The following is a 13,058-nucleotide window of genomic DNA, read 5'->3' on the forward strand; positions in this document are numbered from 1 at the left end:
TGGAAATTAAGTCCAATTTAGGAGAAGGACAGACATTGACATATAGAAATACTTTTCTTGAGTAAATGTCTAGGCTTAAGATTGCGCTTCAGGTGGATGCTTGCCGGGGGCGGGCGTCACCACCTTACGCTCCATCTCTCATTTTAAAGTGGGAATCAGTCAGTCACTTTTTCACTCATGCATACTAAAGCCAAACCCGTTAATTTTTCATAATTTGATTAAAATGAAGTGTTGAATACTACTTTCTTATTTCTTGTTCCATACTGGCTATCCATTTGAATAACTGTTTTCGATTTGCTATTTTTTCCACAGAAAAAACCTCCGGATAGCCGGAGGTTTTGATTAGCGTGCTAGCAGGTATTCGACATAAGCGCGCCATTCTGTGTTCTTGGCGTAATTGTAGTCGGGCTGGCGGCTTGGGAACGGCATGAACAGCCTCGGCCTGCCCGGGTAGTCATGAAGCTTTTCTTCATTTATGACGAGTTCGCCTGCTTCCATCCCGCCCTCTAGGATGATGCGGCCATGTTGGGCGAATGCGATCTCGACCGGCACTGCGTCCGGACGTCCGTCGATGTTCAAGACGTACGCTGTACCTTGTGTGTCATCGTTGTCATAGATCCATCTATCCCGAAGCGCGACGGCGTCTTGCGCTTCATTCAATGTGATGTTGGCGTTGACATTGCTGCCGAATGGCATCTCGTCTTGGAGCGGTGTTTCAGGTGTGATCCGTACTTCATAAAAGGCGATTGGATTGTTTTGGTCGATGCGGCCAAGTTCCCGGTAAGCTTGGAACCATTTCGATTCTTCCGCAGGGATTTCGGATACGCTCGTGACGGTTCCCGGAATGGCGCCTTCTATGCCTGGAGCTTGAATCATCACGCGATCCGCTTGTTCGACATCGTGCCATTCATCTTCTAATAGGTAAGTGACGAATTCCCGTTCATTATTGTAAATTTCAATACTGAGCGGCGCATTTTCGCGGTTGATGTTTGCGACTACTCCTTCAACCGGGCTGATGAGTGCTGGATTTTCGCTGCTTTGTGCAAGCTGCGCTTCGACGACTGCCAGCTCCGAATCGATAGAAGCGAGCCGCTGCTGCGCTTGTGCGATCGCTGAAGCATAAGCGCCGTTTTCCGGCACATCAACACCAACTGATACGTTCACATCGAGACGAAGCTCCTCTTCAATGTCGCCGATTCCTGGAAACGTGGTGCTATCGTTCGAATTGTCCGTAACATTCCCGGTCTGTGACGACTGTGCCTGGAGCAGTTCCTGCAAAGTTGACTGCACTTCACCACGCTCTGCTTGCAAAGCTGTCTGTTCGGATTCCCAAACTGCACGTTGGTCCTCGGTTTCACTTTCATTCAACCGGGCAAGTTCTGCGCCTGCTACGACAGCATCGCCTTCTTTGACGAGCCATTGCTCTAGGGCTTCATCTTCCTGGACATATATTTCGATTGTGTCTTGAGGTGCCGTCAAAGCTTCTTTCGGCAAGGCTTCGGTATACGTATGTGTAAAGGCTTGTTCATATTCGCTGACATAAAGCTCTTTGGAAATAATGCTTTTCTCCCCGAACAATAGCAGGAAGTTTGATGTTATAAACGCGACGACGGCAATGGATAAGCCAACAAAGAAAAAGCGGTTCATAAGATCGGCCCCCCTTGCATAAAGTCACGGATCATTTCATCGACTGGAATAATGCTGAACAACGCGACAAATAATGCAGAAGCGATGTGGATGACAATCAGCGCCAGCAAAATGAGTTTGGGTGATACACGCGAAAAGTTTTTAATGAAGCGGTATTGGATGGCGATGATCAATGACGTAAAAAGAGTCAATTGATTGAAAAAGTAAACAAGATACGTGTTGTCTAAGAATGTAGCAGCAATCGGCCCGAATGAAAATGGCGAGAAGGCCATGCTGAACCCGTTCCAGGCAAAAATCCCGAAGATCAAGCCTTTTTCCAGCACCAACAATGCCGTTACGTAAGCTTGCATGACGAGCATCGCTTTCCACGGAATACCGATGATGCGGCTATAAAGAAAGGCTGCGACGTAAAGATGGAAGCTTAAATACAGCCCGCCCCATAACAATGTGCCGACGAGCGATGTCCAGCGCGCCAATGTGTAGGCGTCGAACATGCCGGCAGCGAGCAGCGGGGTCAAGGATCCGGTGTTCATCCCCCAGATTTCGGGCAAAGCAAATACCAGCAAGCCGAGCACCAGAATGACGGCGAGCCGTTTATTGATTTGTCTCATTTCTGTTTGCCTTAAATTATGTATGAGTTGATCTTGATTCATAAAGAAATGCCAAAATTTGAAGTCAGATATCATGCGTTTAAGTCCTTTCAGGCAAGTGGCGTTCTGCTTAGCTTTACTTTACCAAAAAAACAAACGCTTTGAAACGAATTATCTGCCACAATTTTCAATTTTTGGCGCCTTTGAGCCGAATGGCATATGGATATGCCACAGTTTAAAGTGGTTTATTCTGCAAGTAGAGTGGAAGTAGGATGCAGGTCGTGCAGTTGATGCGGTAGAAATGAAAAGAAGTGAGTTGAAAAGTTTTCGCTTTTTGACTGCGCTGGAGGGGGCTGCTTGGGGCCAGCAGGATGCGGGTCATGCAGCTGATGCGAGAGAAATGAAAAGAAGTGAGTCGAAAAGCTTCCGCTTTTCGACTGCGTTGCAGGGGGCTGCTTGCCGTGGGGCGGGTGTTGAGCCAAGGCGGAAGAACGCCGCCTTTGTCTCGCCAGCCCGCGCGGTCCCACAGGCGTCAGCCCCCTTCCACTCCGTCTCTAGTTTTAAAGTGGATGACCGTTTCTTCTATTCACTCTATAGAAAATGTGTAAATGTGTGATGTATTATAGTTTAGCTTGCCCTGAGCTAAAGAGAGGCAATTGCGGTCTATTGCCAATCCATGCAAGAGCTTTTCGAGTCAGACAAGTTTTCCCAGATGCCGCCACCAAAGAAGCGATTCCCCAACTAGCCGGCAACAAATTACAAAAGCAGATCTAATTAAACGTTTTATAAATAATGAAATCTCCCAGCCGCCTAGCGCTCACGGGTGAGCCGATGCAGTGAGACAGGCGTTCTTCCTGGCTCACTGCAAGAGGCCATCCCTAAGCATGGCGGCGGGTATCTGAGTGATGACTCGAACAAACAAGCACACATCGCCGCACGCCCATTCTAGCTCATCACCTTCTATTCCCAGGAAGCGATTCCCCAAACAACGGACAAAACCTACAAAGAAAGCTCCGCTTTAACTGACTAGTATTATAGAAAACGAAAAGCCGCCTAGCGCTCACGGGTGAGCCGATGCAGTGAGTCAGGCGTTCTTCCTGGCTCACTGCAAGAGGCCATCCCTAAGCATGGCGGCGGGTATTTGAGTGATGACTCGAACAAACAAGCACACATCGCCGCACGCCCATTCTAGCTCATCACCTTCTATTCCCAGGAAGCGATTCCCCAAACAACGGACGCAACCCACAAAGAATGCTCTACTTTAGCTGACTAGTATTATAGAAAACAAAAAGCCGCCTAGCGCTCAGGGGTGAGCCGACGCAGTAAGACGGGTGTACTTTCCGGCTTGCTGCAAGAGGCCATCCCCAAGCAAGGCGGCGAATCTGATGGTGACGCTCGAATAAACCCGAAATATTAACGCACACCATTTCCAACTCCCCTCACTTACTCTGGAGAATAAATTTCCCGGGTAATAAACGAAGCATCATTCAACCCTAACTTTAACCACATAAAAACCTCCGCCGCGGCGGAGGTTTTTATCTTGCTCTTTATTGATCTGCAACGATCTTGTATTTCTTATGTGAAATTACGGTCATGTTGGAAGCTGCGCCGATTTCCTTGGCGTCTTCTGGTGAAATCTCAACGATCACCGAGTTGTCCATAATTTTGAAGATGGTACCGTTGACGTCCACGCCATTGCGGGTGAATGAAATCCATTCGCCGATTCTGCGGGCCGCTACAAATTCAGATACTTCTTTTTCATGGGGTTGAAATGCCATAGTTATCCACGCCTCTCTATAATGAAAACCTTATCTTTTTATTATAGCATAAATTTGTGGTTATTTCACCTGTAATACTTCACTCGTATAAATGGCAAGCGACGTAATGGCCACTTTCTTTTTCCTGCCACAGCGGTTTTTTCTCGGCACACACCGCCATCGCATGCGGACAGCGGGTGCGGAAAACGCAGCCGCTCGGCGGATTGATCGGGCTTGGCAATTCGCCTTCCAAAATAACCCGTTCGCGGGCTTCTTCGATATCCGGGTCCGGAATCGGGATGGCCGACAGAAGGGCTTCTGTATACGGATGAAGCGGTTTTTCGTAAAGCTGGTCGGCGGTCGTCAGTTCAACCATATGGCCGAGGTACATGACGCCGATGCGGTCGGAAATATATTTAACCATGCTCAAGTCATGCGCGATGAATAAATAAGTCAGCCCTTTTTCTTTTTGCAATTTCTGCAGCAGCATAACGACTTGAGCCTGGACGGACACATCGAGTGCAGAAATCGGCTCATCAGCGATAATGAAGTCCGGATCGAGCGACAAAGCGCGGGCAATTCCGATGCGCTGCCGCTGTCCGCCAGAGAATTCATGCGGATAGCGGTTGGCATGGTCGCGGTTCAGCCCGACATCCTCAAGCAATTGATGGACGCGCGCCTGCAGTTCTTTTTTGTTTTTATACAGCCCGTGCACTTGCATCGGCTCGGCGATGATTTCAAATACTGTTGAACGCGGGTTGAGCGATGCGTAAGGGTCTTGGAAAATCATCTGCATATTGCGCAAGTAATCGAAACGGTCTTTGTCGGACATTTGATGGACATCGACACCAGCGTATTCGACTTTTCCGTCTGTCGAGCTGTAGAGCCCCATGATTGTCCGGCCGGCTGTCGATTTGCCGCAGCCGGATTCGCCGACCAGCCCGAAAGTTTCTCCCCGCTTGATGTCGAAAGAAATGCCGTCGACCGCCTTTAAGGTCGTTTCTTTGCCGAGGTCGAAATGGCGTTTGAGATTTTGTACCGATAATAAAGTTTCGTTCGTCATGTTGGTTCCTCCTGTACAAATCTTCGGACGGCGCATAATTCTTTTTCGTAGACCGTGCCTTCGAGACGCGTGATTTCAATGGATTTTCCCGATGTCGGCGAGTGAATCATCAACCCACTACCGTAATAGATGCCGACGTGATGGAGTCTCCCGAGCCCTTCTTCGTAGGCGAAGAACAATAGGTCGCCTGCTTGCCAGGATGCTTCATCGAGTGGATCGACTGCGGTTCCCTCGACTGACTGGTCGCCCGCATCACGGGATATGTATATGCCGTTCGCTTTGAGTATATGATGCGCAAAGCCGGAACAATCGTAGCCGAAACTGGACATGCCGCCCCAGAAATATTGCAGTCCTAAAAAACGTTCAGCCAATTCGCAAATGGCTTGCCCGCTTCCTCTAGGAATGTGTTCAGGCGATGAGACGAGCTGGACGTGGCTCGATTTTATGTAGGCGTCGCCGTCCGGTGTATGGACGCATACCGTGGACTCTGCAGCATCTTTGACCGGCAGCAAGGTGTTGAACGGCAAGATGGCGACGGGTTTATTGCCTCGCTTCCATAATTGGGTTTTGTCGACAGCTACCCGTGCATAGCTTTTCTCGTCGAGCACAGCGATTTCTTGCAGATGGCCAAGCGGCACCCAGCCCGGATAGCCGCGTCCGTCTTTTTTCGACGGCTGCCAAATGGCGATGATGCTCGCCCAGTCTCCGTTGATTTCTTCGATGACGACCGGCTCACCGTAAAGCAATTGCGTCTGCAGGCGATTGCTTTCGGTCAAGTCTTTGTTTTGCTGTTTGTCCATGGCTTCGCGCCATTTGTTCAGATCCGGACGATCGCTGACGCCATGTTCATCTACGGGGCGCACTTTTTCGGGACCAGTCCACACGCTCGTCACCGGGACGCGGCAGACCCATATCGTCGATTCTGGCTGTGCCATGTTATCCTCTCCGTTCACGTAAGGTTGTCAGGAAACGCTCGGCATCAATGCCGAGGCCGGGCTGCTGTGAAAAATGGATGGTCCGCTCACTGTAAGTGATGCCGCCTGGCACAATGTCTTCTTTCAACATGAGCGGTGCATCAAAATCAAAGCGCGTAACGTTCGGCTGGCTCGCCGCAAAATGAGCTGCTGCCGACAAACCGAGCTTGGTTTCAATCATGCTGCCGGTCATGCAGCGAACGCCGTAACTTTCCGCGAGCGCATTGATTTTCAGTGCCTGGTGGATGCCGCCTGCTTTCATCAATTTGATATTGATCAGATCCGCCGCCCGCATTTCCAGAACACGTCTGGCATCGACCGGCGAAAAGACGCTTTCATCTGCCATAATCGGTGTCATCGTGTGCTCCGTGACGAATTTCAATCCTTCGATGTCCGCTGCATGCACCGGCTGCTCGATCAATTCAATGTCGAGCCCTTCTTGCTCCATTTCATTGATGATGCGCACGGCTGACTTCGGGTTCCAGCCTTGATTGGCGTCCAATCGAAGCGTAATCTTGCCGCCTATGCACGCACGGATCGCACGAATCCGTTCGAGATCGTTTTCAGGCGTATCGATGCCGACTTTCACTTTTAAAACTTTAAATCCTTGCTTTTCATACTTCGCTGCATCGTTCGCCATCTCTTCGGGAGCATTGACCGAGACCGTGTAATCGGTCTCGACCGATTCACGGTAGCCGCCGAGATAGAGGGTCAGTGGCAGCTTGGCGTTCTGTGCGATCAAGTCATAAAGCGCCATATCGATGGCCGCTTTAGCACTCGTATTACCGATGAGCGTTTTGTGGAGCTTCTCGAAAATCCGCTCTGGATGCCGAATGTCGAGGCCTGTCAGCTGTGTGAATATTAACTCGACCGCTCGTTCGATTCCTTCAAGCGTATCGCCCGTGATGACATGGGTCGGCGGAGCTTCGCCGAAACCGGAATGGCCATCTGAAGTCGTGAGGTGAACGATAATCGCTTCTGCCGCGACTACCGTCCGCAGCGCTGTTTTAAACGGCTTTTTAAGCGGCACGGAAATCCGGTACGTCTCACAGGAAGCCAGGACGGTCATCTTACTCGACCCCCGGAAGAATGGTCAGCGTTTTGTGGTCTGCGTCGAGGCGCGCTTTCACGCCGAGCGGCAACGAAAAATTCGGTTCGCAATGGCCGATTTTAAAGCCTTTGACGACCGGCACGCCTATATCCTTAAAGTAATCGTCGAATACTTGTGCCAATGTCCACGACTCTTCCGGCTTTTTCGCTACCGAGTTCTTGAAGTCCCCGATGACGATTCCGGCGACTTGTTCGAATTTGCGGGCTTGTTTTAATTGGTTGAGCATTTCATCCACTTGGTATGGTTGTTCCCCTGTGTCTTCAATCAACAAGATTTTTCCTACTGTATCAAATTCAAATTTCGTGCCGAGTGTGCCGCGCAGCAGCGACAGATTACCGCCGACCAGTTCCCCATCGGCTACTCCGCCTGATAACGTCTCCAAATGTGAGATCGTCTCATCGTAATGCAGTTCGAACGGCTCGAACAGCTGCCCGAACATGCGGCCGCTGCGTTCCTGGAATTCCGGCTTGCCGACATCAGACGCAAGCATCGGCCCGTGGAATGTGACGAGCTCTGCATACATGCCGATTGCATTATGCAAAAATGTAATATCGGAATAGCCCCAGAATACTTTCGGGTTTTCTTTGATCAATCCGTAATCGATGCGGTCCGCAAAACGTGCCGCTCCGTAGCCTCCGCCAGCGCAGATGATGCCTTTCACTTCAGGGTCTTCGAACATTGCGTGAAGGTCCGCCAAGCGTTCGTCGTCCGTACCGGCCAAATAGCCATTTTTCGCTTCGACCGATTTGCCCATCTTCACTTTCAGTCCCAGTTCTTCCAAAAACGGCAACGCTTTTTTCAAGTTTTCCAAGTTCGGTGGGCTCGATGGTGAAATAACGCCGACCGTATCCCCTTTTTGCAATCGTTTTGGCATTGTGCGCATATTGCTCACTCCTCTAGTTTTCTGTTCTTCATTCATTAAAACTACCAGTTTTCCTCAATGAAAAACAGAAAAGCGCGGCGCATGGCCGCGCTTCTGTTGTTTTCATGCGAGCTTTTCCGCTGAACGGAGGCTCGCCGGAAGCGGGTCAGCTAAGCGTTGCGACAGGACGTCGCGCACTTAGCTTAGCCTCGACTCGGCCGCTTAAGCTTTTAGTTTTATCCAGCTCCTTGCCCCCAACTCTTCGGGTCGTAAGTCACCCTACCCATGCGGCAAAGTGCGCCACTTGGGCATTGCGCCTTACGCCTGTCAGAGCTGAACGGGGGCAGTCGCTTTTAGTTTTTATCCGCATTTTTTAAATCGATATACCCGACCGGGTGGCGGAGGATTCCTTCTACGCCTTCTTTTTGAAGCTGGACTTGGTTATAGAAATGGATCGGGAAAATCGGCATTTCGTCCATCAAGACTTTTTCAGCTTCGATGAGTGTTTCCCAACGTGCGGCAGAATCTGTTTCTGCTTTTGCTTCAGCAATCAATTGATCGAATTCTTCATTGGACCATTGTGTGCGGTTCATGGAAGAATCCGTGATGAAGCTTTCAATTGCGTTGACTGGGTCAGCGTAGTCATGGATGAATGAGCTGCGTGACAATTGGTATTTGAACTCTTTTTGCTCGGATAGGAATACGCTCGCTTCTACGTTCTGAAGTTCCACGTCTACGTCCAATGCCGTCTTGAACTGGTCTTGCAATGTTTCAGCGATGTTCTGGTGAGACTCGCTTGTCGAGTAAGTGATTGTGACTGGCGGCAATTCATCCCAGCCTTCTTCTTGCATGCCTTCTTCAAGCAATTGCTTTGCTTGTTCAGCGTCGAATTTTACCAATTCGCCCGCTTCATCGCGGAATTCTTGGCCATTCGGGCCTTCAAAGCCGTACGATACAAAACCATAGGCCGGTTTTTCGCCGTTTTTCGTTACGTATTGGACGATGTCATCCTGATTGACCGCATAAGCGAATGCTTGGCGGACTTTTTTGTTTGTGAATGGCTCTTCTTCTACGTTATAACGGTAGAAATACGTGCCGGCTTGGTCCATGACCATCAATTCCGGAGAATCCTGCAACTGCTCGGACATCTCGGATGGAACGCTTGATACGTCAAGTTCTCCTGCTTCGTACATTTGGTATTCGGTGTTCGGGTCGTTGACCATTGCCCAGTGGACTTCGTCTAGATTGACATTGTCAGCGTCCCAGTATTCAGTGTTTTTCTCGAAAACGAATTCTTCGTCATGGCTCCAAGAAGCCAAGTTGAAAGGGCCGTTTCCGACAAAGCTATCGGCTTCTGTATGCCAATCTGGGTTTTCAGTAGCTGTCGCTTCGTGGATCGGGAAAAAGCTTGGGTTCGTCAGGATGTTCAGGAATGCTTCGGTTGGTTCTGTCAACGTCACGACGAATGTTTTGTCGTCTTCTGCAGAAATCGCGATGTCTTCTGCCGAGCCTTCTCCGTTATTATAAGCTTCCGCTCCTTCAATAAAATAAGCGAGGAATGCTGCTGGAGATGCTGTTTCAGGATCCAGCATGTGCTGCCATGCGAAAACGAAATCACCCGCAGTGACCGGTTCTCCGTTCGACCAGTTGGCATCTTCACGGATCTTGAATGTATACGTCAATTCATCTTCCGACACTTCGATTGACTCAGCTGTGGCTTCAACTGGCTGAGACGAGTCATCAAGGCGCGTCAAGCCTTCCATCAAATTATTGAGTGCACTCCATGATACAGCGTTAAAGCCGATCGATGGGTCGAATGATGTCGGTTCTTCTGCATTGTTCATATATAAGATTTTTTCGCCGCCGGAATCAGCGGTGCCTTCTTCGCCTGATGCATTAGTCGTGTCTTCTCCCGCGTCTTCGCTTGCTGTACAAGCTGCGAGCACGAACACGAACATCGCCATCAGAAACAATACGAGCCATTTCTTCATGTAATTTCCCCCTAGAATAGTTTTACTATATGTGAATGCGCAGCTGCGCTTCCAGCTAACTTTACTGTGCAAATGCACGTTCTTCGATGAGCTTCTGTGCCCGCGGATCTTGAAGCCAGCAATCCACATTATGTGTGTCGGATAAAGCTGTTTTCTCCGGATAGACATTCGTACAGACATCCATCGCGAATGGACAGCGGGCAGCAAACGGACAGCCTTCGGGCGGTGCGAATAAATCCGGCGGCGTACCGTCGATCGGCTTGAGTTCCCCGCCCGCCAAATCGAGGCGCGGAACGGAATTCAGCAAACCTTGCGTATACGGGTGCTGTGGATTATAGAAAATTTCCCGCTTGTCGCCGGTTTCGATTACTTTACCGGCATACATGACGGCGATGCGGTCGGCGATTTTTGCAACGACGCCGAGGTCGTGGGTGATCAAAATGATCGAGACGCCGGTTTTCGCTTGAATTTCATCAAACAACTCCAAAATTTGCGCTTGGATCGTAACATCGAGTGCGGTCGTCGGTTCATCGGCAATCAGCAGTTCCGGCTCGCAGATCAAGGCGATCGCAATGACGATGCGCTGGCGCATGCCGCCGGAAAATTGATGCGGGTACTGCTTCAAGCGCTCGTCCGGGTTCGGGATGCCAACCAGATGAAGCATATCGATTGCACGCTGCTTCGCTTCGCTTTTGCTTAAATTCTTGTGCTGCTTAACGCCTTCAGTCAATTGCTCGCCGATTGTCAAAGTCGGGTTGAGCGCGGTCATCGGATCTTGGAAAATCATTGAGATGTCAACGCCTTGGATTTTGCGCATTTCCTTTTTCGACAGCTTGGTCAAATCCTGGTATTTGAAGTGGACGCCTTTGGAGCTGATTTTGCCGGGAGGCTGCTGGATCAAGCCCATAATGGCATTGGATGTCACCGATTTTCCGCAGCCTGATTCCCCGACGATCGCCAAGGTTTCGCCTTTATACAATTCAAAATTGACGCCTCGCACCGCCTGGACCGTGCCTCCGTATGTGCTGAACGTCACGTGTAGATCTTCTACAGAAAGGATCCGTTCATCGGTCACTGTCTTGCGTTTTTTGTTTTGAACGATTTTGCCGCGTTTGCCGGAATGATCGACGGGGTCGATATCCGCCCCGTCTTCTAGTCGTGTGCGTGCCAATTCCTCGGCTAGCTGCTTTCCTGTCATGTCTTCACTTCCTCATCTTCGGATCGAGCGCATCTTGCAGCCCGTCTCCAAGTACATTAAATGCGAACATCGTCAATGAAATGAATAGCGCCGGGAAAAACAAGCGCCACCAATCTCCTGAAATGATGACCGGCAAGGCGTCGTTCGCCATGACGCCCCAACTCGCGAACGGAGCTTGGATGCCAAGGCCGAGGAAGCTTAGGAACGCTTCTGCGAAAATGGCGCTCGGTACCGTCAAAGTCATTTGCACGATGATCGGGCCCATCGAGTTCGGAATCAAGTTTTTGCGGATGATGCGCGATGTTTTCGCCCCGAACGATTTCGAAGCGGTGACGAATTCATAGTTTTTCACTTGCAGCACTTGTCCCCTGACAATGCGCGCCATGCCGACCCAACCGGTGATGGTCAGCGCAAGGATGATGGTCCAAAGAGACGGACCCATCACAACGAGCAGTAAGATGACGACGAGCAAGTACGGCAAACCGTAAAGAATTTCAATAATGCGCATCATGAGCGCATCTGTTTTACCGCCTTTATAGCCGGCGATGCCCCCGTAAATAATGCCGATGACGAAATCGATGAGTGCCGCCATCAAGCCGACAAACAAGGAAATCCGTGCACCGTACCATGTGCGGGTAAAGACGTCTCGCCCCGCTTCATCGGTACCGAACCAATGCGTCGCACTCGGCGGCTGGTTTTGGTTCGGCAAGTCTTGCGTGGTGACCGAATGCGGCGAGAAGATGGGCCCGAAAATCGCCATGGCGGCGAGCAGTGCCAAAAAGATCAGTCCGAACATCGCCAATTTATTTTGCTTGAGCCTGCGCCAAGCGTCTTTCCAATAAGAGAGCGACGGGCGGACGACCGCTTCCTTGTCGTCTTCACTTTTTTCTAACGGGCGGAACCATTCATCACGGACTTGGGTCATCACACATCACCTTCTTTCTTATGGAGCTTGATGCGCGGATCCAAAATGCCGTAGACGATATCGACCAGAAACAACATGAATATCAAGAAGGCACTATAGAACACCGTCGTTCCCATAATGACCGGGTAATCCCGGTTGTTGATCGAATCGACAAAGTATTTGCCCATACCGGGAATCGCAAAGATTTTCTCGATGACGAATGTGCCGGTCAAGATGCCGGCAAGCAAAGTCCCCATGATCGTCACGACGGGCATGAGCGCATTGCGCAGTGCGTGCCGCAAAACGATGCGCATCGGGTTGATGCCTTTGGCACGCGCCATTTTAATATAATCCTGCGTCAGCACTTCAAGCATGCTCGAACGCGTCAGCCTGGCGATGATCGCCATCGGCCCGGTCGCCAGTGCAAATACCGGCAGCACCATGTGCATCGGGCTTTTCCATGTTGCTGGCGGGAACAAATTGACGTTGACCGCCAACTGCTGAATCAAGACGGTCGCAAGAACAAAGTTTGGTATCGAGATTCCGATGACGGCGATCGTCATGGCGATGTAATCAATCATTTTATTATGCCGCAGCGCAGCAAAAGTTCCGAGTAAGATCCCGGAGATGACCGCGACGATAATGGTGATGATCCCGAGTTCGAAGGAAATCGGGAATCCCCTTGCCAACAATTCATTGACGGTTCGGTTCGGGTCCTTGATCGATGGCCCGAAGTCGAAAGTTGCGACCGATTTCATATAGCTCAAGTATTGGATGTGCATCGGCTGATCGAGCTTGTAAAAGCGCTCGAGGTTTGCTTGCACCGTTTCATTCGTGTTGCGGTCGCTTTCAAGCGGCGAGCCCGGCACGGCGTGCATGAGGAAAAAGGTTAATGTCGCGATGATGAAAATCGTTACGAGCATCATCACAAAACGTTTCAATATGTATGTAGCCACAGTTT

Annotated in this window: 11 protein-coding genes; all 11 read right to left on the bottom strand. The window is 50.3% G+C overall.

Translation table 11 applies throughout. From position 1 onward, the window contains the following. Positions 1-342 precede the first annotated feature (342 nt). On the bottom strand, positions 343-1,647 hold the full coding sequence (locus ACFO5U_RS09275; RefSeq protein WP_377278648.1) for an efflux RND transporter periplasmic adaptor subunit: 1,305 nt from the start codon (positions 1,645-1,647) through the stop codon (positions 343-345). Then, positions 1,644-2,258: a hypothetical protein gene (locus tag ACFO5U_RS09280; RefSeq protein ID WP_377278649.1), complete on the bottom strand. Its 615-nt coding sequence runs from the start codon at positions 2,256-2,258 to the stop codon at positions 1,644-1,646. The genes ACFO5U_RS09275 and ACFO5U_RS09280 overlap by 4 nt, the downstream gene beginning before the upstream one ends. Before the next feature lie 1,526 nt (positions 2,259-3,784). Further along, a complete protein-coding gene (locus ACFO5U_RS09285; protein ID WP_377278651.1) occupies positions 3,785-4,015 on the bottom strand; it encodes a DUF2187 family protein in 231 nt (76 codons plus the stop codon). A 79-nt stretch (positions 4,016-4,094) separates the two neighbouring features. After that, positions 4,095-5,057 carry an ABC transporter ATP-binding protein gene (locus tag ACFO5U_RS09290; protein WP_377278653.1) on the bottom strand — a complete coding sequence of 321 codons (963 nt, stop codon included), beginning with the start codon at positions 5,055-5,057 and terminating at the stop codon, positions 4,095-4,097. Further along, the gene (locus ACFO5U_RS09295) at positions 5,054-5,992 is read right to left on the bottom strand and encodes a C40 family peptidase (protein WP_377278654.1); all 939 of its coding nucleotides are present in this window, start codon (positions 5,990-5,992) and stop codon (positions 5,054-5,056) included. The genes ACFO5U_RS09290 and ACFO5U_RS09295 overlap by 4 nt, the downstream gene beginning before the upstream one ends. A 1-nt stretch (position 5,993) precedes the next feature. Next, positions 5,994-7,100, bottom strand: coding sequence for a dipeptide epimerase (locus ACFO5U_RS09300; protein WP_377278655.1), 1,107 nt, complete (start codon positions 7,098-7,100; stop codon positions 5,994-5,996). Position 7,101: 1 nt separating this feature from the next. Further along, positions 7,102-8,025 carry a S66 peptidase family protein gene (locus ACFO5U_RS09305; protein WP_377278656.1) on the bottom strand — a complete coding sequence of 308 codons (924 nt, stop codon included), beginning with the start codon at positions 8,023-8,025 and terminating at the stop codon, positions 7,102-7,104. A 332-nt stretch (positions 8,026-8,357) separates the two neighbouring features. Beyond that, on the bottom strand, positions 8,358-9,995 hold the full coding sequence (locus ACFO5U_RS09310; protein WP_377278658.1) for a peptide ABC transporter substrate-binding protein: 1,638 nt from the start codon (positions 9,993-9,995) through the stop codon (positions 8,358-8,360). Positions 9,996-10,056: 61 nt separating this feature from the next. Then, positions 10,057-11,193, bottom strand: coding sequence for an ABC transporter ATP-binding protein (locus tag ACFO5U_RS09315; RefSeq protein ID WP_377278659.1), 1,137 nt, complete (start codon positions 11,191-11,193; stop codon positions 10,057-10,059). A 4-nt stretch (positions 11,194-11,197) separates the two neighbouring features. Continuing rightward, entirely contained in the window at positions 11,198-12,118 is a 921-nt protein-coding gene (locus tag ACFO5U_RS09320; RefSeq protein WP_377278660.1) for an ABC transporter permease, read from the bottom strand. Then, positions 12,118-13,053, bottom strand: a complete 936-nt coding sequence (locus ACFO5U_RS09325; protein WP_377278662.1) for an ABC transporter permease — start codon at positions 13,051-13,053, stop codon at positions 12,118-12,120. The genes ACFO5U_RS09320 and ACFO5U_RS09325 overlap by 1 nt, the downstream gene beginning before the upstream one ends. Positions 13,054-13,058: the final 5 nt, after the last annotated feature.

Source organism: Planococcus dechangensis (genome assembly GCF_042654465.1).
GTDB lineage: Bacteria > Bacillota > Bacilli > Bacillales_A > Planococcaceae > Planococcus > Planococcus dechangensis.